20 protein-coding genes and 1 tRNA gene are annotated in these 20,361 nt (G+C 63.0%); 8 read left to right on the top strand and 13 right to left on the bottom strand.

Annotated elements, in window-relative coordinates; translation table 11 throughout:
- Window positions 1–109: 109 nt before the first annotated feature.
- The 6 genes from ACQR03_RS06450 to ACQR03_RS06425 form a co-directional block, all read right to left on the bottom strand.
- Entirely contained in the window at window positions 110–841 is a 732-nt protein-coding gene (locus tag ACQR03_RS06450) for an SOS response-associated peptidase (RefSeq protein ID WP_434841066.1), read from the bottom strand.
- Between the two features lie 8 nt (window positions 842–849).
- Window positions 850–1,209, bottom strand: a complete 360-nt coding sequence (locus ACQR03_RS06445; protein WP_434841065.1) for a hypothetical protein — start codon at window positions 1,207–1,209, stop codon at window positions 850–852.
- 23 nt (window positions 1,210–1,232) lie between these two features.
- Entirely contained in the window at window positions 1,233–1,718 is a 486-nt protein-coding gene (locus tag ACQR03_RS06440; RefSeq protein ID WP_434841064.1) for a hypothetical protein, read from the bottom strand.
- Between the two features lie 81 nt (window positions 1,719–1,799).
- On the bottom strand, window positions 1,800–2,063 hold the full coding sequence (locus ACQR03_RS06435; protein ID WP_434841063.1) for a hypothetical protein: 264 nt from the start codon (window positions 2,061–2,063) through the stop codon (window positions 1,800–1,802).
- Window positions 2,064–2,796: 733 nt separating this feature from the next.
- The gene (locus ACQR03_RS06430) at window positions 2,797–3,975 is read right to left on the bottom strand and encodes a S1 family peptidase (protein WP_434841062.1); all 1,179 of its coding nucleotides are present in this window, start codon (window positions 3,973–3,975) and stop codon (window positions 2,797–2,799) included.
- A 4-nt stretch (window positions 3,976–3,979) separates the two neighbouring features.
- The gene (locus tag ACQR03_RS06425; protein ID WP_434841061.1) at window positions 3,980–4,813 is read right to left on the bottom strand and encodes a CHAP domain-containing protein; all 834 of its coding nucleotides are present in this window, start codon (window positions 4,811–4,813) and stop codon (window positions 3,980–3,982) included.
- Window positions 4,814–5,572: 759 nt separating this feature from the next.
- Here ACQR03_RS06425 and ACQR03_RS06420 point away from each other — a divergent pair.
- Window positions 5,573–6,148 (top strand): ubiquinol-cytochrome c reductase iron-sulfur subunit, encoded by a 576-nt coding sequence (locus ACQR03_RS06420; protein WP_434841060.1) that lies wholly within the window; start codon window positions 5,573–5,575, stop codon window positions 6,146–6,148.
- Between the two features lie 91 nt (window positions 6,149–6,239).
- Window positions 6,240–7,982, top strand: a complete 1,743-nt coding sequence (locus ACQR03_RS06415; protein ID WP_434841059.1) for a methanol/ethanol family PQQ-dependent dehydrogenase — start codon at window positions 6,240–6,242, stop codon at window positions 7,980–7,982.
- Between the two features lie 114 nt (window positions 7,983–8,096).
- On the opposite strand, the gene ACQR03_RS06410 is transcribed toward ACQR03_RS06415, so the two are convergent.
- From ACQR03_RS06410 to ACQR03_RS06385, 6 genes are all read right to left on the bottom strand, one after another.
- Window positions 8,097–8,276 carry a hypothetical protein gene (locus ACQR03_RS06410; protein WP_315711867.1) on the bottom strand — a complete coding sequence of 60 codons (180 nt, stop codon included), beginning with the start codon at window positions 8,274–8,276 and terminating at the stop codon, window positions 8,097–8,099.
- Between the two features lie 369 nt (window positions 8,277–8,645).
- Window positions 8,646–9,050, bottom strand: coding sequence for a response regulator (locus tag ACQR03_RS06405; RefSeq protein ID WP_315711868.1), 405 nt, complete (start codon window positions 9,048–9,050; stop codon window positions 8,646–8,648).
- Window positions 9,028–9,492 carry a response regulator gene (locus tag ACQR03_RS06400; protein ID WP_315711869.1) on the bottom strand — a complete coding sequence of 155 codons (465 nt, stop codon included), beginning with the start codon at window positions 9,490–9,492 and terminating at the stop codon, window positions 9,028–9,030. Before ACQR03_RS06400 ends, ACQR03_RS06405 begins: the two co-directional genes overlap by 23 nt.
- A 229-nt stretch (window positions 9,493–9,721) precedes the next feature.
- Window positions 9,722–10,567, bottom strand: a complete 846-nt coding sequence (locus tag ACQR03_RS06395) for an EamA family transporter (RefSeq protein ID WP_315711870.1) — start codon at window positions 10,565–10,567, stop codon at window positions 9,722–9,724.
- A 15-nt stretch (window positions 10,568–10,582) separates the two neighbouring features.
- Window positions 10,583–11,086, bottom strand: coding sequence for an NUDIX domain-containing protein (locus ACQR03_RS06390; RefSeq protein WP_315751108.1), 504 nt, complete (start codon window positions 11,084–11,086; stop codon window positions 10,583–10,585).
- A gap of 166 nt (window positions 11,087–11,252) precedes the next feature.
- Window positions 11,253–11,327: transfer RNA gene (locus tag ACQR03_RS06385), tRNA-Asn, on the bottom strand.
- Window positions 11,328–11,584: 257 nt separating this feature from the next.
- Here ACQR03_RS06385 and ACQR03_RS06380 point away from each other — a divergent pair.
- The 5 genes from ACQR03_RS06380 (at window position 11,585) to ACQR03_RS06360 (ending at window position 18,534) form a co-directional block, all read left to right on the top strand.
- Window positions 11,585–11,770, top strand: a complete 186-nt coding sequence (locus ACQR03_RS06380) for a hypothetical protein (RefSeq protein ID WP_315711872.1) — start codon at window positions 11,585–11,587, stop codon at window positions 11,768–11,770.
- Between the two features lie 133 nt (window positions 11,771–11,903).
- Complete coding sequence (locus tag ACQR03_RS06375; protein WP_315712619.1) at window positions 11,904–12,569, top strand: protein-L-isoaspartate O-methyltransferase family protein; 666 nt, start codon at window positions 11,904–11,906, stop codon at window positions 12,567–12,569.
- Window positions 12,570–12,851: 282 nt separating this feature from the next.
- Window positions 12,852–14,237: a TolC family outer membrane protein gene (locus ACQR03_RS06370; protein WP_315751109.1), complete on the top strand. Its 1,386-nt coding sequence runs from the start codon at window positions 12,852–12,854 to the stop codon at window positions 14,235–14,237.
- A 379-nt stretch (window positions 14,238–14,616) separates the two neighbouring features.
- On the top strand, window positions 14,617–15,360 hold the full coding sequence (locus ACQR03_RS06365; RefSeq protein ID WP_315751110.1) for a PopZ family protein: 744 nt from the start codon (window positions 14,617–14,619) through the stop codon (window positions 15,358–15,360).
- 309 nt (window positions 15,361–15,669) lie between these two features.
- Window positions 15,670–18,534 carry a valine--tRNA ligase gene (locus ACQR03_RS06360; RefSeq protein ID WP_434841058.1) on the top strand — a complete coding sequence of 955 codons (2,865 nt, stop codon included), beginning with the start codon at window positions 15,670–15,672 and terminating at the stop codon, window positions 18,532–18,534.
- A gap of 108 nt (window positions 18,535–18,642) precedes the next feature.
- Here ACQR03_RS06360 and ACQR03_RS06355 read toward each other — a convergent pair whose 3' ends face one another.
- Window positions 18,643–19,266, bottom strand: coding sequence for a DNA-3-methyladenine glycosylase (locus ACQR03_RS06355; RefSeq protein WP_434841057.1), 624 nt, complete (start codon window positions 19,264–19,266; stop codon window positions 18,643–18,645).
- 135 nt (window positions 19,267–19,401) lie between these two features.
- Between ACQR03_RS06355 and lipA the strand changes: the two genes are divergently transcribed.
- Window positions 19,402–20,361 carry a lipoyl synthase gene (gene lipA, locus ACQR03_RS06350; RefSeq protein ID WP_315827589.1) on the top strand — a complete coding sequence of 320 codons (960 nt, stop codon included), beginning with the start codon at window positions 19,402–19,404 and terminating at the stop codon, window positions 20,359–20,361.

Below are 20,361 nucleotides of genomic sequence, written 5' to 3'. Positions count from 1 at the left end.
ACTTGGCTGGCTTCTCTGGCGGGGTGCCGGTCATGGGCTCGTTCTGTGGTGACCGAGGGACTCACCATTGATTCAGCTCAACGAAATCCGTTCCTATCTTTGATCGTTTTCAGCCGACGTCCTCGCGCGCACCGCGGGCGACAATCTGGAGCGCGGAATCGGGGAGCGGCCGCTGCAGCGCCTTCGCCTCATCCCAAGGCGCGCGGAGCCAGATGTCGTGCTCCTCGGCCGTGGTCAGAATGACCGGCATCGCCTTGGGGTGGATCGAGGCGACGATCGCGTTCGGCTCGGTGGTCAGGAAGCCGTAGATATCGCAGGTCACCTCGCCCTCCTTGACCTTGCGCACGCTGGTCCAATTGGTCCACAGGCCGGCGAAACAGAGCAGGGGGCGACTGTCGTCGGCCGCGAACCAGACCGGCACCTTCTTGCCGTCGACGGTGTCGTACTCGCTGAACGAGGTGAACGGCACCAGGCAGCGGTTTGCCGGGCCCAGCCAGCGCTTCCAGTGGGCGCTGTTGACGTTGCGGATGTTGGTGGTGCCGCTGTCCGGCTCCACCCGCAGCAGTTCCTTGAAGTCGACCGCCTTGCCCTTCTCCTCGAGCTTGGCGGCGCGGCGTCTGGTCGCGTCCATCAGCGCCTTCTGCGACGACGGCATGCCCCAGCGCGCCATAGCGAGCTCGCGGCCTGCACCGCTATGGCCGTTGCGCACGATCGGCGCCGGGTAATCGGGGAAGATGCCGGGCAGCGACGGCAGGTTGCCGGTGCGGTCATGGTCGGCCGCGATGCCGAACAGGCGGCGGATCGCGTCGACATTTCGGGTCATGGAGTAGAGGTTACACACGAGACCGACTACTTTGGGCTCTCTGGAAGATCCTTTGACAGCCATTCAGCCATCTTGGTGGCCTCGCCGTCTGGGATCAAAAACGCGATCCATCCGAGCCCAGGATGCCGCATGGCGAGCAAGCGACGCCCCTCGTGCTTCGCCCCGTCGATCATCCATCCGGGATCCACGATTGCATGCAGGAGTGATTTTGGATCGAGAGCGGGAGAGACTTCGTCCTCAAGTTGGCTTCGCCAATGACCGATCTGGTGAATCAATCCCTCGGCCGAGGCGCCATCTAATAACATATGAGCCAACGGCTTTCCGTCTTCCTGCATTTCAAGCAGCACGTTTTCCCGATTTGCATCGGCGGTCGTCTTCAGCACCATTCGTCCCATCGTGCCTCTCACGCTCAAGGGGTTCGTTTTCGGTCGGGCTCCGGATACGGCACCGCGCATGTCAGCCGGAGAATATGGGCCCGCTGCCGGCCCCAGCGCCGTTTCTCGCTGCACGGCTCGCAATACAGCGCCGATTCGAGCTTCCAGATCGGCGTCGCCTGTGGCCGGTCGAGGGCGCGCAGCGCGACGAGCGAGATCCGGCGGCAGCGGTTGCACTTGGCTTCGAGGAGGTCAAAGCCGGCGTTGAGCGCCATGCCGATGGTCGGGTTGGCCTGCGGCTCGCCGGGCGCCGGCATCGCCGGGCCGCCGGCCCACATGATTGCGTTCCACGCCTCGCATTCCAGCCGGTCTGCCTCGCGCAGCTTTTCCGCCGCCGCGCTGCGGATCAGCTGCGACTGCGCGAAATAGCTGTCGTGAAGCCCGTGTGCCGCGCGCAAGCCTTTGGCCTGGGCCTTGCGGTCGCCGCCGGACAGCGGAATCTGGATGACGCGCGGAGACATCGTCCATTGATTCCCGAGATCGGCTGCCGAGGGAAGCCGCTAGGTCTGGGGCCAGCCGAGCAGCCGAGCCGCTAAAGGGCCTCAGGCCAGGACCTGCTTACCGGCCTCCGTCAGCTTCACGTAGGTCCCGCTCTCGTGCAGCCACAGCCAGCCGCGATCAACCGCCAGGTCGAGGCCGGCCTTGTACTCGGCCGGCGTGGCCTTGAGTTCCGCCAACATCGGCCAGTTGATCTTCTCGATGTGGATGCGGCCGTCCTGCACCGGCTCGATGCCCGCCGAGATCCTGACCAGCTCGCGTGCGGCGGTCTCGGGGTCGGCGTAGGGGCGGGAAGAGGCGAATTTCATGGGAAGCTTTGAAAACCGAGTTTCAGAAACAGAAGCAGCGGTTTCCACGGGATTCCGCTCGGAAATCCGCAAGCAGCTTCAGAACTTTGGTTGAAAAGGCGAGGGAACCAATCTGCTTTGCAGACCGCTGCGTAACCACTCCGCCACGTGGCCCCACTGGCGGCGATCGTTACAGGAGATCAAAGGGTTGAGCAACAGCCCTATTCCGTTACTTCCACGATTTCCTGAAACTGCTAGCCCGCTGTGGTTCTGAAAAATGTGTTCTATCTCTGTTCTTGCCTACGGGACGGCTTCCCGGCTAGACGGGGAGCACACGTAGTCTCAAGTACGGCTAATCAGCACGGCGATTCCAACTACGAGGTGCGCGTCTCCACTTTGTTCTATTTCGCCCAGAGCCCCCGCCGTCGCCTCCATTGCCGGCCACGCCTCGTAGGACGAGGCGCTGGCGGCCGTCCTCGTGCTAGCGCGATCGCTCGTTCGACGCCCCGAAAACCGATCACCACCAGGCGAAGCTCCGGAGGCGTAGCGCAGCATGTGCAACCTCTACTCCATGATCAGGAACGTCGACACCAACCGTCGCCTGTTCGGCGCCCCGGCCGCGACACCGAAGCGCTATGCGCACCGGATCGGGGCGGGCTGACAACGATGGAATGTCGAAGCTGCTTCGAGTAGAATCAAACACACATTCAAAGACAACAGGCTTCCCCAAGGAGTATCGGTGAAGCCGCTTGGATCAGCGGTTTTGTTCTGGAGAGAGCTCTTTAACGATTGGCACCATTTCTTTGCTACAGTCCTTTGCTCCAAGGGACTGTGTGCACACCCTCTGCTCCCGGAATTCAACGAGTGAGTCGTCTGCTTTCTGCCACTTCCGAGATTGATTGCCCGCGAAAACGTAGCTCTCCCAAAGCACCTTCAGGGCTGCTTCTCGGCTTTCCGGAGTGGATTTCGACAGTTGGCCGGCCGCTAGGCTGAACGACGCGCTGTCCTTAGCGTCGAAACGGCGCTCGGCGTCAACTCGTGTGGTTGAGCTACTTACGTTGAACGCCAGCCCTTGAAACTGCTTCCCCCAGGTATCCAAGACGTTCTTCGTAGCAAGCGGATCGGCTCGCGCAAGCGAAGGATCAACCTCTATTGATGCCGTAATCCTGCCGATCTGAGATTCCCCGATGCCCAACCAGGGGCGCGAGACCCCGGGGGGGATGAGCTGCAGGCTTACTTCCATAGGATTGCAGAGGTGGCCGGACACACTTAGTGAGTTCTTCGCCAACAGCGTCGTTACCGTGCTTCCGACAGTCATGAAGCTGTAGTTCGTAAATTTCTCGTGCCGGCCGTGAATGATTCCAACAACGTTGAACAGGTTGATTACCGGCCCACCACTTTCGCCGCGCTCGGTTGGAGTACCAGACATGACGACAAGCGGCATGAACTCATTGACCTGCTCACCGATCCGAATATGCTCGGCTGTGAATGGTTCGGACAGGCCGCCAGGAATCCCATACCGGATCGCCTGGGTCCCGAACACGTTGTTCTTGAATCCCAAGGCGCAGGCATCTGGTGGAAAATTGTCGTCCACCCGCAAGATCGACACGTCGTCACGGGAGTCAACCACGCTTGCCAGGATCTTACCTCCGCCAGCGCTGGACTTGAGCAAGATGATTGGTTCGCCGCAAGCTGCACGAAGTTGATGGACGTGGGCGGCGGTGACGACGAGTTTGGGCGCGATCAGGAAGCCAGTTCCCTCCGATACGCAGGCATTCTGGCCATTCTCGAACACTGGCGTGTTGGTGCTGACGTCGATCTTGACGACGGCTTTCTTGAGCGCCTTCTCAATGAGATCTTCGAGCTCCGTCGCATGGCAGCTAGATGCGATGAAAACACCAACGGCGCTAGTGATCGCGACAGACCTCAGCATGAAGCTATCCCTTCAGGGACACATACTTCATAAACCTGCTGCCTGGTCGCGTCGACATATTGGCAATAGTCACCGCGCCGTTGCTCCCGGCTTGACTCTGATTTCCGCCGAGCACTTGTACAAGTCCGTCCGCCGGGACCTTGACGAAAAAGGCCACATGGCCTGATCCTCGACATTTGGGTGTCAGACTCTCTGTGCCCGCGTCCTTGAACACGACGACATTGCCGCGATTGGGAGACGCGACGGCATCCCAACACCGAAATGAGCCGGAGCTGGCGTTATTGGTGCTGTACTGGCTCAAATTCTCGGGGGGGAAGGGCCTGCCCTTCTTGAAGAAGAAATCTGGCGTTTGGCCGATTTCATCAGGACTCGTTGCGTGTGCGCGGAGCAGGCACCAATTCACAAACGCGGCGCACCATGCCGTGACGTCTCCTTCCGGCTTGGTCTGAGTCGAAGTGAAGAACTGAAAGATCAAGGGATTGGCCCGTATCGGCCACTCGCGAGCAAAAGGCCGGTACTCCTGCCCGTACGCGCCAGCTCCCACGGCCAGAAAATACTGGGCGACGTCGATCGGTGCACCTCCGTAGGGGGCATTGACCATCAGATCATAGGCCTTTTCGACTTCGTCAGGTGTCGGCGGAGCGGTACCAACAAGTTGCGTCTCGACGTAGGGCGCAGGCGGCAGACTGGTTTTATCCTGCAGGTCTACCGGCAGGGGAGGAAGCTCGCTGACCAGCTCAATGTCGGAGGGTGCAGCTTGTGCGAGCGCCTCAGCGCCTCCGATTGAACGGGCCCCAATCGCGACAGCGGACAGCAGCAGCAATTCCCGACGATTCATCGCAGCGCCTCCACAAAATCGGGAGATCATAACCTCGAGACCACTCTCCTTCTACGACAAATTGTAGAAAATCGAGGTGGCCGAGGACATCGGCAATGTCAAATATGCTGAGGTTGCTCAATCGCGGTATCGGCAGGAGCCGGGGTCCGTCGATCAGCCCGCATTTGATGGGGGTAGTTCCAAGTGTGAAGGGGCACTCACTCGGATGTGTGCCTGCCACCGAAAGTGGGGGCGTCCATTGAAACAGTCATTTGAGAAACGAAAACGCAAAGATTCCCAGCATTTCATCCAGGAAACCGTGGGCAATTTCAGAATTGCTTTCAAAGCTATGGGATAGGCAATCGGTCGCTTAGGCTACCACTCTCGTCGCGAGGCCGACTCCACGGTCCGGGCCTTCGGCTAGCTGGAAGTTAGATCCGCCGGATCGCGATTCTAGCCGGCCCGTCATCGGGCACGGCAGCGCATAGGGGGCTATCCTCATCGCGACCCTGGTCCACAACTCGCGTGGTCGCAATTCCAGACGGAGCTGGCGACACCGTCGCTCCCGATCGCTAGGAGCTTTCGCCGAACTGCTGCACCGGCGATGACGCGCAGCAGCGACGATAGTTGAAGACATCGCGGCGAAATCGCGCAACGCGCCTTGATTTCGTCAGGTTGTGTCGTTCTAATTATTCTATGTCAGGGTGTGTTGCGGGGAGCCGAGCTCTCTAGAACAGCACGCCCGCGACTCGCACACAACTTCACACGCAAAGATCTGTCATGGATGATCACCCGACACGCCGCTCGGTGGTTTTCGGCACGCTTGCCGCATGCGCAACGGTTGCCAGCGCGGCGGCCGATGACGACGATCGGCGCAAGGAGAAGCGGCCGCAAAAAGGCGACCTGATCGTGTTCTCGGAAGGGGAACGCGAAGGGCAGACGGTCACGCCTGATGACTTGAAGATTGGCGAGCCACCGGTTCATGGGTGGCCGAAGGATCCAGCGAATGCGATCGTGCGTGACGGGTCGCGATTGAACGAGGTGCTGCTCGTCAGGCTCGATCCAAACGAACTCGACGAAGACACGCGTCAGCGTGCGGCCGAAGGCATCGTCGCCTATTCGGCCATCTGCTCGCATGCGGGATGCCCGGTCACGGCCTGGATCAAGGCGACCGAGGGCAACGACGATGTCTTCAAATGCATGTGCCACAATTCCGAGTACGACCCGAGGCGCGGGGCGCAGGTCGTGTTCGGCCCCGCGCCCCGGCGGCTCGCCGCGCTTCCCCTCGTGCTCAAGGACGGCGCGCTCATGATCGCTGCGCCCTTCATTGGAAAGGTAGGTGGCCAACAGGGCTGATGAGATCCCATGTGCCTATCGGAACTCGCATCGTCTCGACGCCCGTCACGACAACAAGTGAATCGAAAAACGAAGCAGGGGAGGTTTGTCCATGTCCATCACGTCCACCGCGATCAAGCAATGGCTGCTATCGAGCACCGTGGCGTTCACCTGTCTCGCCGCACCGGCAGCCGTGGCCGGCCCGATCGACAACTACAGTCCTGTCACGCCCACGCGGCTCGAAGATCCCGAGCCAGGCAACTGGATGCTCTATCGCCGGACCTATGATGGCCAGGGGTATAGTCCGCTCGACCAGATCAACACCACGAACGTCAAGGACATGGTGCCGGTCTGGACCTTTGCCACCGGCGTGGTCGAGGGGCACGAGGCGCCGCCGCTGGTCAACAACGGCGTCATGTTCATCACGACGCCGATGGGGCAGGTGATCGCGCTGAATGCCAAGACCGGCGACCAGTACTGGCGCTACAAGCGCGAGCTCCCGGAGGATCTGTTCCAGCTGCATCCGACCAATCGCGGCGTCGGCCTGTGGCAGGACAAGCTCTACCTCGCCACGACGGACGATCATCTGGTCGCGCTCGACGCCAAGACCGGCAAGGTGCTGTGGGACAAGAAGGTCCAGGACTACAGGAAGGGACAATATCTCACGCTGATGCCGCTCATCGTCGACGGCAAGGTGATGGTCGGCGGATCCGGCGGCGAGTTCGGCGTCCGCGGCTATGTTGCCGCTTATGACGCCGAGGACGGCAAGGAGCTTTGGCGCACCTTCACTATTCCTTCCGAAGGCGAGCCCGGGCATGACACGTGGAGCGGCGACGACTGGAAGAATGGCGGCGGGTCTGCCTGGATGACCGGCACCTACGACAAGGACACCAAGACGGTGTATTGGGGCGTCGGCAACGCCGCGCCCTGGCCGGGGGGCCTGCACCCCGGCGACAATCTCTACACCAGCTCGGTGATCGCGCTGGATCCTGCGACCGGAAAGATCAAGACGCATTTCCAGTATCACCAGAACGACTCGTGGAACTGGGACGAGGTCGATGCACCGATGCTGGTCGACCTGCAGCGGGACGGCCGCAGCTTCAAGAGCCTGATCCATCCCGGACGCGACGCCATCTTCTGGGTGCTCGAGCGCACGCCGGTGCGAATCAACTACGTCAACGGCTGGAACTTCGTCCACACCGATGTCTGGAAGGGAATTGAGCCCGAGACGGGACGGCCGATCGTCGATCCCGCGCACAAGCCGACGCTCGGCAAGCGTGTCGACTTCTGTCCCTCGTTGTGGGGCGGCAAGGACTGGCCGTCCGCGGCCTACAGCCAGAAGACGCGCTTCGTCTACGTGCCGGCGAACGAGAATTTCTGCGGCGGCTTCACCGGGGAGAAGCTGCCGCTCGTTCCCGGCCAGCTCTGGCTCGGCACCAAGGCCGAGGACATCGGGCTCACGGTGCGGCCCGGTGCCGACCATTTCGGGGAGCTGCAGGCCTGGGATCCGGCGACAGGCAAGAAGGTGTGGTCGCACAATTTCCCGAAATCCCAGCTGTTCGGGTCGGTGACCGCGACGGCGGGCGATCTCGTTCTGGTCGGCGGCACCAACGACCGGATGTTCCGGGCGTTCCATGCCAAGACCGGTGAGCTGCTGTGGGAGCAGAAGACGAACTCGGGCATCATGGGCATGCCCGTCGCCTATGAGGCGGATGGCACGCAGTACATCGCCGTGCAGTCCGGCTGGGGCGTCGATGCGCAGCGCATCCAGGATGCGCTCTCGAAAGGCGACATCGGTCTGGAGGACAACGTCCCGCAGGGCGGCGTCGTCTGGGTATTCGCAGTCAGGAAGTAGCGCCGGTGATCTGAAGGGCGGCGGCCTCGGCAGTCGCCATCTCAGAAAATGAAGACCGCGGCAGCGTTCCGGCGTGCCGATCCCTTGGCTTGCATGACGACAGAAGATCGCGCGTCAGCAGGCCGCGAACCAGCCGTCCGGAAACGGGATCAGCGGCCAGGCGCCCTGGTTGTCGTTGGCCGCCGTGGGGAAATGCAGAATTGAGAACAAGCGGGCCATGGAATCGGTCTCGGTCTCGGGCGCAATAGCGGTTCTCACAACGTCCATCAACAACTCGTATTCGGCTTCGCTCATCTCGCCCTCGCGCAAACTGCGAGCCACGATGGCGAAATTCCACTTTTTTCAAATTGAGCGGATCGTTCAAATTCTAACGATCGGGCACGACGGACCCAATTGGTTAGCGGTGCCCTTCGTTCCAAATATACCGCGGTCCGCTTTGTTCCAGTGTGAACGGGCTCACATCCCAAGGCTTCGCGTCGTCGGTGACCCGTCTGCCCGCGCGGCAGGTGATGCCGTGCAGCGATCACGATCCGGCCCGTAGCCGACCGGGAGCAAGAGATCCGCAACGCCTGCCGCGAGTCGCAGGCCGCTTCACTGGCAAAGGCCGAAGAGGCGACCCGCTCCAAACGTCCGGCTCGACGCAAGCGGCAGAATCGCTGGCGGTCAAACCGCGACGGCGAGAAGCTCGGTGTCCTGCACCAGAATGTCGCGCATCAGCTGCGACAGGTCTTTCGGCTTGAACGGCTTCGCCAAACGATGAAGGCCGACCATTCTGGGCGAGGGGCCGAGCAAATCAGGCGTCCCGCGTCCTGATTCCAGCACCATGCCCGACATCATCACGATGGGCATCGTGGGCCGGGCCGCCCGTGCAGCCCGGATGACCTCGTTGCCGTCCATGTCGGCCAAGTTGAGATCGATCAGAGCCGCGGCGAAATCATCGCGGGACACGGCATCCATGGCCAGCCGACCGTCGGTGACGGCAGTGACCGCGTAGCCCTCGCGAACCAGAAGGTGCTGGATGACACAGCAAACGCCGACTTCGTCATCAACGACCAGGATGTTCATCATGAGCCCTTCCTGACAGACGTGGATGAGGAGCGACGTGCCGCGCCTCGCTCAGAAGTCGTTGGCGCACCTCGATCGCACGATCGACCGCTTCGAGCAGATCGAGGATGTCGAACGGCTTCTGCAACGCTGCCGTCGCTCCGAGCTTGATTGCCATACCGAGGAAGTCTGGAGCACCCAGTTTCTTGTCGGTGAACGCGTAACCGGAGATCGCGATGAACGGGACCGTGGGATCGAGCTTGATGAGCTCGCGAATGGTTGCGATGCCGTCCATGCCCGGCATGAACATGTCGATCACGACGGCATCGAAGGACACGCTGCCGATCAATCGAATGCCGGTCGGACCGTCCGGCGCGAGAAACACGCAGAACCGCTTCTTCTTCAATAATGTTTCCAGCGCAGCGCGCGTGGCACAATCATCATCAATAATGAGGACAGTAGGCATGGGCCACCTCAGTATCAGCAGGACTGAAGGACGCTCACGCTACAAGGACAATAGGCTGAGGCTCGAAAATGGCAAAGTAGTTAACACTGAATTAGTTGTCGCGATTCGGCAACCAGGGGTTTTACGGAACTTCCTGTCCGGGGCCGCTGGCCGGCCTTCTGTTGTGCATCATGCGATGAAGATGGAACTATGATGTCCGGGGGTGATGGCTCCGGTTGTTTGAAGAATCTCAGTCCGGCTTGAGCAGGGCGACCGCGACCAGCCCCATTGCGATCAGCGCTGCACAGCAGAGTCGTCGCGGCGTTGCACGCTCCTTCAGGAACAGCACGCCGATCAGCGTCGCAAACAGGACGCTGCATTCGCGAAACGCGACCACATTGGCAATCGGATTGCGGCTCAAGGCCCAAAGGAATACCACGAACGACGTCAGCCCCAGGGTGCCTGCGATCAGCACCGGGATCCAGGCGTCTCGGATCTCCAACACCAGCGCAGGTCCTCGCAGCATCATCGCGACGAGAAAGAACACGACACTGTCGAGTACGATCATCCAGACCGTGAACGAAGCCCAGCCTTCGGTCTGCCGGGTGCCTGCCGCATCGACGACCGAATAGCCGGCGATCAGTGCGGCGGCGCTGACGGCGGCCCAGAACGCGCGGCGGTCGATCGGACCGTGGATTCGGTCGCTCGCCAGGCCGGTGATGCCGAGGACGATGACGGCAATTCCGATCAACTGCCCGCTCCGTGGCAGTTGCTGCAGACCCAGCGAGGCAAATAGCGTTGCGAACAGCGGAACGATGCCACGCGCGATCGGGTAGGCGCGTCCAAGCTCGGCCGAACGGTAGGCCATTGCGAGGCTCGCCTTGTAGCCCGCGTGCAAGACCAGCGAGGCCACGATGAGCGGCCAGGTAGCGAGTGCCGGAACGGGAACGAGAAACAGGAAGGGCAGGATCAGGGCGCTGCTGACCAGACCCATGCCAGCGAGGAGGGAGAGGCCGCTGCCGGTCTTGACGATGGCATGCCAGCTCGCGTGAAGCAGACCGGCCATCAGCATGAGAATTGCGGCGACAGGATCCAACGACTCGAGTCCGGTTCAGCTTTCGGGCCGCCAGCTCGCGGCAGCGAAGTAGGGGGTGGGGTCGTGCTGGAGCGCCTGCCGCGAGATGATCCGGCTCGATGGCGACACCGGGAGCTGGTCCCATTCCCCACGATCGACGAATCGAAGGCTCGCGATCTCCTCGCCATCGGGCGCAAGCGCGCCGCCTTCGATGACGGCCTCGAAGGCGATCACCGTGTAGTAGGTCAGATCACCGTTGGGATAGCGGATGAGGAACTCCGGGCCCCCGAACACCCCGAGCAGGCGAATCGGCCGGACCACGAGCCCGGTCTCCTCGAAGCATTCGCGGGTGGCCGCGTCGGCCGGGTGCTCATTCGGATCGATGGCGCCGCCGGGCAACGTCCAGAGGCCCGTCTCCGCGTCGCGCCCGAGCAGAATGCGGCCCTGGTTGTCGAACACGGAGATGGAAACCGCTGTGGTCGCCAAAAGATCATGGCCGATCTTGCTGCGGACGGCTCTCAGATGATCGGAAATCGGCATCGCTGGTCGTCACTTGCAAGAGATGCGCCCCGCTTGCCCGACGCTCCATGCGCGGTCAAGGCAAGACAGCGAAGATCGGCGCACGTTCGCGGCCAATCGGCGGATGTCCCGCGTCACAAGAAAGAGGGATTGGGAGGATATATAGAACCATTCGGCATGGCCAGAATGGCTCCCCGGGCTGGATTCGAACCAGCGACCATTCGATTAACAGTCGAATGCTCTACCGCTGAGCTACCGAGGAACAGGCGAAGCAATGTTCGCGAATGCGGCTGCGTATAACAAAGCCGTTTCGCCTTGCATAGAACGAAATCGCATCTTTGCGACGATTGCGGGCTCAGGAATAAAATACCGAAATTTCAGATGGTTAGATTGATTTTGAACGCTTGCTGGGCAGCGGTCGCCCACAGTTCGATGACAGGAAATTCACTTGGAAGGGAGCAAACCGGCCCCGATAGTTTGCTGGAACCGGCCAGTGCCCGCGGTCATGGAGTGTCGTAGATGCCAAACACCGTCGTCCCATTCGCTGAAGCAGTCTCCGCGCCCTCGTTGATTCCCGACCAGGTCGAGCGTCTCAGCGATGACGAATGTCTCACGCGGTTGGCCGACATGATGACGCGCGGTGATTCCGAACATATTGACGAGATCGCGCAGTTGCTCGGGCGACTGGCCGTGGTGATCGAGTAGCCGGCGGTCGGCTCACTCACAGGTGGCGTCCCAGCGGCTCCGTTGAAACCCGCATGTTGCCTTTTCCAGGGCCTTGTACCAAAAGATTGCGCAGATCGTCCGCGGTCCATCCGCTTTGCTTGCAGGTCTGCTCATGTCTTCATTCGCGACGGCGCGCCAGAAAATGGTCGATGGTCAGGTCCGGACCAACGACGTCACCGATCACCGCGTGCTGGATGCGTTGTTGACCGTGCCGCGGGAAGCCTACGTTCCCACAGATCGGCAGGCGCTGGCCTACCTCGACTTGGATCTCGACGTCTCCGAAACCGCCTCGGCCAAGCGGTATCTGATCAAGCCGATGCTGACGGGAAAACTGCTGCAGGCTGCCGAGATCAAGCCGACCGACAGCGTGCTGGTGGTTGGATGCGCGACGGGCTATCTCGCCGCGCTGGCCGCCCGACTGGCGGGCAGCGTGACGGCGACTGAGGTCGATTCTGCCATCGAAGGGCGCGCCAAGCAGCTGCTTGCCGCCGTCGATGGCTGCCCGGTTACGATTCGAGTCGCGCCGGCCGCGCAGGGTGATCCGGCGGACGGCCGCTTCGACGTGATTCTCCTCAATGGAGCGACCGAGGTCGCTGTGGACGGTCTTTGCCGTCAATTGAAGGAGGGCGGCCGCCTGGTCGGCGTCTTCGCCGCCGCGCGTCCCGCCCGCGCCATGATCTTTACGCGATCGCATGGTGATATCGGCAGCAGGGTTCTGTTCGATGCTGCGGCGCCGGTCATTTCCGGTCTCGAGCGGGTCCCCGAGTTCGTTTTTTAAGTCGTCCGACGAGGTCCTTAGCGACCCCTCTGAATTGCCGAGCCGCCCGTCGCGCAGCACGGCTTGGTGCGTCGTCTTCGCGGCCGCGGGCGGGCAAAATTCTGTTTTAAATCAGAAGTGTGGCCTGGATGCTGCACGTTGACAGTTTTCGATACGGGTTCCAGGCTTGGGTGGTTCCGTTGCGCTTGCATGGGGAATAAGGTGCGAGGTGCGCGGGAGTCTCTTCAACAGGTTACGGCCCGGCTCTGGCGTTCGAGCCGGTAACAAATGAATGGAACAGGGATGTTTGGGGTGAAGCTCGTCACCGCAGCGGCGGCTGTGGTCCTCGTGATGGCTTGTGCAGGCCCGACGCCTGCGCTGGCCGACACGATCGAGGCTGCGCTGGTGCGTGCCTATCAGAACAACCCGCAACTGAACGCGTCGCGGGCCCAGGCTCGTGCGGTCGACGAAGGCGTTCCGCAGGCACTCTCGGGGTATCGGCCGAAGGTCAGTCTGAATGCGACGGCGGGCATTCAGTATACGGATTTGCAAGCGGCACCCGCGACGCCGGCCGTGAACGGCGTGCAGAGGCCGCGAAGCGTCGGCCTGACGGTCAACCAGAATCTGTATAACGGTCAGCAGACGGCAAACGGCGTGCGCAAGGCTGAGGCGAACGTCTCGGCGCAACGCGAGGCTCTCCGCATTCTTGAGCAGCAGGTGCTGCTAGCGGCGGCCACGATCTATATGGACTATCTGCGCGATGCGGCGATCGTCGAGGTCCAGCGCAGCAACACGCGGGTGCTGGAGCAGACGCTCAAGCAGACCCGCGATCGGTTCAACGTCGGCGAGGTCACCCGCACCGACGTCGCGCAATCCGAGGCTCAGCTCGCCGCCGGCCGCACGCAGCAGCTCACAGCAGAGGCCCAACTAACGGCGACCCGCTCGAACTTCCGCCGAATCATCGGCAACGATCCCCAGAACTTGGCGCCGGGCTCTCCTGTCGACCGTTATTTGCCGGCAACCCTCCAGCAGTCGGTCGAAACGGCTCTGACGGAAAACCCGAACGTAACCTCGGCGATGTACGGCATCGACGTCCAGTATCTGCAGGTCAGGATCAACGAGGGTGCTCTGCTGCCGACCGTAAACGTCCAGGCTCAGGCGCAGCAGGGCTATGAGTCGAGCCTGCAATCCTATCGTGGGTTCAGCGCGTCGGCTGTCGCCTCGGTGAACGTCCCGATCTACAATGGAGGGGCGGAATACGCGCTGATCCGGCAGTCCAAGGAGTCGCTGGCGCAGCAGCGTCTGGTCCTGGAGCAGACCCGCGATCAGGCTCGCTCCGACGTGGTATCTGCCTGGGGCAAGCTGCTCGCGGGCAAGGCACAGGTGCAGTCGGCACAGGCCCAGGTCTCAGCCTCCGAGATCGCCCTCAATGGTGTCCGCGAAGAGGCCAAGGCCGGGCAGCGCACCACCCTCGACGTGCTCAACGCTCAGCAGGCGCTGGTCAACGCGCGGAATTCGCTGGTGAACGCCCAGCATGACCGCGTGGTGGCATCCTATACGGTGCTTCAGACCGTGGGGCGGCTGTCACCGCAGGTGCTGAACCTGCCGACGACCACCTACGATCCCAGCGTGCACTACCAGCAGGTCCGGGATAACTGGGCGGGTGTACGGACGCCGGATGGTCGTTAGTACATTCTTAATATCGACCCTGATCCCTCGGTCCTTGGCCGGGGGATTTTTTTGTGGCACATGCTGTGGTTGTGACGAATGGGCGACGCTTGACGGGCGACCTCCGTGCTCCACCGGGTTCGCGGCCAGCGTTGCTTGCATTCATTTGTTGCCATGACATAGCCTCAAAATGGCCGCCGAACGATTCGGACTGCGTCGGAAGTTCTTCCAAGAATAGACTCCGACATGGGCAGTATCGTTCTGTTGTTTTGCATCGATCAGGCCTTGTCCGGAGACAAGTTGGCATGTCCGTTGAGAAGTCCAAGCCACTTGGGGCCGGCGCCCGGGACTTTTGCGCTGAGCCGGTTCGTACGGCAGCGTTGCTGATTTGGAGTCGGAAATGACGCAGCCTGCGAAGGTCCAAGAACCCTCCATGGAGGAGATTCTGGCGTCGATCCGGCGTATCATTGCCGACGACGAGGGTAAGCCGCCGGCGGCAGACAAGGCCGCCGCGCCGGAGCCGGTCAAGGCCGAGAAGCCGGCGGCCCCGGCTGCGAAGCCGGTAATGAACGACATCCCACCTTCGAAGATCGCTGCTGCGGCTCCCGCCAAGCCCGCACCTCCGCCTCCCGCACCGCCGGCGGCGTCCGCAAGCAACAACCAGGATGACATTGACGCATTGCTGGCGGGTTTGGATGAAACGACTCCGGTCGCAGAGGTTCGGCCGGTAGCACCCGAGCCCGAACCTGAAGTACTCGAGTTGACCGACGACATGGCAGTGGCCCCACCGACTCCCGCTCCAGCGCCAGCCCCCGCCGCGGCATCCTTCCGAAAGGTGGATCCGCGGGACGATATCGAGTTCATCGAGGCCGGGCGGCTCAATCAGAAGGCTGCCAGCTTCGAGTCCGCGTTCGAGCAAGTCACACCGAAGCAGCCGATCCTGGCCCCATCGACGGTGAACGCCGTCGAATCGGCGTTCAACGCGCTGGCCAATACGGTGCTGAGCAACAACGCCCGGACGCTCGAGGACCTCGTCAAGGAGATGCTGCGTCCGATGCTGAAATCGTGGCTGGATGACAATCTTCCGGCCCTGGTGGAGCGCATCGTCAAGGCCGAGATCGAGCGCGTCTCGCGCGGCCGCTGACGCCAGGACGGCACGATCTCGTGTTCCGTTCTGGAGTGAGCCGCGGCGGGCGGTAGACGCTATCCGTCAATGTTCGCCGCTGCTGTTGACTTGGCGCGCCGCGGCGGCTTTCTAGCCCTGTCAAGCTGATCCCTGCCGGACGGATCGAGAGGGCTCTTCCAGGAGCGCGGTCCGCGGTCGGGCATCAGTCCGAAAACAGCCCAAGCACCAACAGCTTGCGCGAGCTTTTTCAGGTCGTGTCACAAAAGGCCCGGACGAGTTCCGCGACATCCCGAATTGGACAGCCGGCCCCGCGCCGCTGGAAATGCCATGATCGATAAGAATTATCAGCCCACCGATCTCGAAGGTCGCATGTCCCTGGTCTGGGAGGATGCCCGCGCGTTCTCCGCCGGTCGCCCCGATCGGCGCAATGCGGATCCCTTCACCATCGTGATCCCGCCGCCGAACGTGACCGGCTCGCTGCACATGGGGCACGCGCTCAACAATACGCTGCAGGACATCCTGTGCCGGTTCGAGCGTATGCGCGGCCGCGACGTGCTGTGGCAGCCGGGCACCGACCACGCGGGGATCGCCACCCAGATGGTGGTCGAGCGTCAGCTGATGGAGCGCCAGCAACCCGGCCGCCGCGAGATGGGCCGCGAAAAGTTCCTCGCGCGCGTCTGGCAGTGGAAGGACGAGAGCGGCGGCACCATCATCAACCAGCTTAAGCGCCTCGGCGCCTCCTGCGACTGGGGCCGCGAGCGCTTCACCATGGACGAGGGTCTGTCCAAGGCCGTCGTGAAGGTGTTCGTCGAGTTGCACCGTGCCGGCCTGATCTACAAGGACAAGCGGCTGGTCAACTGGGACCCGAAGCTGCTGACGGCGATCTCGGACCTCGAGGTCCAGCAGATCGAGGTCAAGGGCAACCTCTGGTACCTGCGCTATCCGATCGAGGGGACGACGTTCAGCCCCGAGGATCCGACCAGCTTCATCGTCGTCGCCACCACGCGTCCCGAGACCATGCTTGGCGACAGCGCGGTCGCGGTACATCCGGACGACGAGCGCTATCAGCACCTCGTCGGCAAGCGCGTGATCCTGCCGCTGGTCGGGCGTGAGATCCCGATCGTTGCCGACACCTATTCCGATCCGGAGAAGGGCACCGGCGCGGTCAAGATCACGCCGGCGCACGACTTCAACGACTTCGAGGTTGGCCGCCGCCACGGCCTGCCGCAGATCAGCATCCTCGATCGCGAAGGCTGCATCGCGCTGGTCGACAACGAGGACTATCTGCGCGGCCTTCCCGAGGGCTCCGAGGAGTTCGCCAGGGAGTTCCACGGCATCGAGCGCTTTGCTGCGCGCAAGAAGATCCTGGAGCGGCTGGAGTCCTTCGGCTTCCTCGAGCGCGTTGAGCCGAACACGCACATGGTGCCGCATGGCGACCGCTCCGGTGTCGTCATCGAGCCGTATCTCACGGACCAGTGGTACGTCGACGCCAAGACCCTGGCGCAGCCGGCGATCGCGGCCGTCAGGTCGGGCGCGACGACGTTCGTGCCGCGCAACTGGGAGAAGACCTATTTCGACTGGATGGAGAACATCCAGCCCTGGTGCATCTCCCGCCAGCTGTGGTGGGGTCACCAGATTCCCGCGTGGTACGGCCCTGACGGCAAGGTGTTCGTCGCCGAGACCGAGGAGGAGGCCGTCGGTCACGCGATCGGCTACTACGTCGAGCAGGAGGTCATCACGGCGGAGCAGGGCCGCGAGATGGCGCTCGACCGCAACAAGCGCGAAGGCTTCATCACGCGTGACGAGGACGTGCTCGACACCTGGTTCTCCTCGGCGCTGTGGCCGTTCTCGACGCTCGGCTGGCCGGACGCCACGCCCGAGGTGAAGCGCTACTATCCGACCAACGTGCTGGTCACCGGCTTCGACATCATCTTCTTCTGGGTCGCCCGCATGATGATGATGGGCCTGCACTTCATGAAGGAAGTGCCGTTCTCGACGGTCTACATCCATGCGCTCGTCCGCGACGAGAAGGGCGCCAAGATGTCGAAGTCGAAAGGCAACGTCATCGATCCCCTGGCGCTGATCGACGAGCACGGCGCCGATGCGCTGCGCTTCACCTTGGCCGCGATGGCGGCGCAGGGCCGCGACATCAAGCTGTCGACCCAGCGCGTCGACGGCTACCGCAAGTTCGCCAACAAGCTTTGGAACGCCAGCCGCTTCGCCGAGATGAACGGTTGCACCGTGCCGGACGGCTTCGATCCGGGCTCCGCCAAGGAGACGCTGAACCGCTGGATCGCCCATGAGGCGGCCGCTGCCACGCGCGAGGTCACCGAGGCGCTGGAGGCGTATCGCTTCAACGACGCGGCCAATGCGATCTACCGCTTCGTCTGGGACGTCTATTGCGACTGGTATGTCGAGCTCTCCAAGCCGACCCTGCTCGGCGAGGACGGCCCCGCCAAGGCCGAGACCCGCGCGATGGTGGCCTGGGCGCGCGACGAGATCCTCAAGCTCCTGCATCCCTTCATGCCTTTCATCACCGAGGCGCTGTGGGAGTCGACCGCCAAGCGCGACGGTCTGCTGACCCTGTCACCCTGGCCGCACCGCACCGACAGGCCGACGGTCGCCGAGATCGCCGCGCTGTCGGCCGCCAGCTTCGGCGACCCTCTGGTGCCGCCGCTGCTGGTCTCGTTCGACGCCGCCAGCTTCAAGGACGAGGCGGCCGAGGCCGAGATCGGCTGGGTGGTCGATCTCGTCACGTCCATCCGCTCGGTCCGCGCCGAGATGAACATCCCGCCGGCGACTCTGATGCCGCTCGCGCTCGTCGGTGCCTCCGCCGAGACGAGGGAGCGCGCACCGCGCTGGAGCGAGGTCATCAAGCGCCTTGCGCGTCTCTCCGACATCTCCTTCGCCGATACGGCGCCCGAAGGCTCCGCCCAGCTCGTCGTGCGCGGCGAGGTCGCCGCGCTGCCGCTCAAGGGCGTCGTCGATCTCGCCGCCGAGCGCACCCGCCTTGGAAAGGAAATCGCCAAGGCCGAGGCCGATATCGAGCGCGTCGACAAGAAGCTCGGCAACGAGAAGTTCGTCGCCAACGCGCCCGAGGAACTGGTCGAGGAGGAGAAGGAGAAGCGCGAGGCGGCGCTGGCCCGCAAGGCCAAGCTCCAGGACGCGTTGTCGCGGCTGCAGGGCGCGTGACGTCGTCCTCTCTCCTTCGTCATTCCGGGGCGATGCGAAGCATCGAACCTGGAATCTCGAGATTCCGGGTCTGGTGCTTCGGACCATCCCGGAATGACGGCCAGCGGCTTAGCGCGGAAACCGCTTGCTCACGAACCGGGAGCCCTTGAGCCCGAAGCGCCACGGCAGCTCGACCGCCTTGGTGATGCCGATGCGGACGCCGGTGACGATATCGACATCGCCCGCTCGGGCGAACAGCTCGATCGGTGCAGCATCCAGCGCCAGGCCATTATGGGCGATCGTGATCCCCATCGCCTCGGTCAGCTTGCCCGGCCCCGAGCATAGTGCCCTGACATCCTCCAGCCCGCGCCGCCGCCGCATCTCGTCGATCCCGAAGGTCGGCTCGATCGCCCGGATCAGGACCGCGCTCGCCGAGCCCTCCACCTCGCAGACGAAGTTCATGCACCAGTGGATGCCGTAGGAGCGGTAGACGTAGGCGAAACCGGGCGGGCCGAACATCACCTGGTTGCGCGGCGTCGGGCCCCGGAACGAATGCGCCGCCGGGTCGGTGTGGTGATAGGCCTCGACCTCGACGATGGTCCCGCCGATGCCGTCGACCAGAAAGGTCGCCCCGATCAGCTCCGGCGCCACCGCGAGCACCTCGCGGGCGAAGAACGCCCGCGTCAGCCGCTTGGCCGCAGCATTGCGCCGGGGCCGTGAAACCCCGGGGGCTTTTGCCGGTTTTTGCGCCATTCTCAAGGAAATCCGCCGTGGTGAGCGCTGTTCCGCGCTGCCCATATCTGCCATGCCCTGGTATCCTCGGCCAGCCGGTTGCGGCGCGCCGCGGCACGGAATAGCTAGGGCGCAACAGAGGTTTGTGCGAATCCCATGGTCACCATCGTCGACATCAACGCGAACACGCCGCTGCGCCCCCGCCACCCCGAAAAGGCGAACCGGCCGGATTCCATCTCGCCGGCCAAGCCGGCCTGGATCCGGGTCAAGGCGCCGACCACCCGCGGCTATGCCGACACCCGCAACATCGTGCGCGAGAACGGCCTCGTCACCGTATGCGAGGAGGCCGGCTGCCCGAATATCGGCGAGTGCTGGGACAAGAAGCACGCCACCTTCATGATCATGGGCGACACCTGCACGCGGGCCTGCGCCTTCTGCAACGTCAAGACCGGCCTGCCCGAGGCGCTCGACGCCGGCGAGCCGGAGCACGTCGCGGAGGCGACCTTCAAGCTCGGCCTCGCCCATGTCGTCGTCACCTCGGTCGATCGCGACGATCTCGCCGACGGCGGAGCCGGCCATATCGCCGCGACCATCCGCGCCATCCGCGCGAAATGTCCGACCACCACGATCGAGGTGCTGACGCCCGACTTCCTGCGCAAGGACGGCGCGCTGGAGCAGGTCGTCGCCGCCAAGCCCGACGTCTTCAACCACAATCTCGAGACCGTGCCATCGCGCTACCTCTCGGTCCGGCCCGGCGCGCGCTACTTCCACTCGATCCGGCTGCTGCAGCGGGTCAAGGAGATCGATCCCACCATCTTCACCAAGTCCGGCATCATGGTCGGCCTCGGCGAGGAGCGCCACGAGGTGCTGCAGGTGATGGACGACCTCCGCTCGGCCGAGGTCGATTTCCTCACCATCGGCCAGTATCTGCAGCCGACCAAGAAGCATCACGCCGTGATGCGCTTCGTCACGCCGGAGGAGTTCTCCGGCTATGAGACCGTCGCCTACACCAAGGGTTTCCTGATGGTGTCGGCGAGCCCGCTCACGCGCTCCTCGCACCACGCCGGCGAGGATTTCGCCAAGCTGAAGGCCGCGCGCGAAGCCATGGCGCGCTGA

Source organism: Bradyrhizobium sp. HKCCYLS3070 (assembly GCF_051167575.1).
Classification (GTDB): domain Bacteria; phylum Pseudomonadota; class Alphaproteobacteria; order Rhizobiales; family Xanthobacteraceae; genus Bradyrhizobium.
Note: the sequence above shows the minus strand (reverse complement) of the source record. Positions and strands in the feature narration are given on the sequence as shown.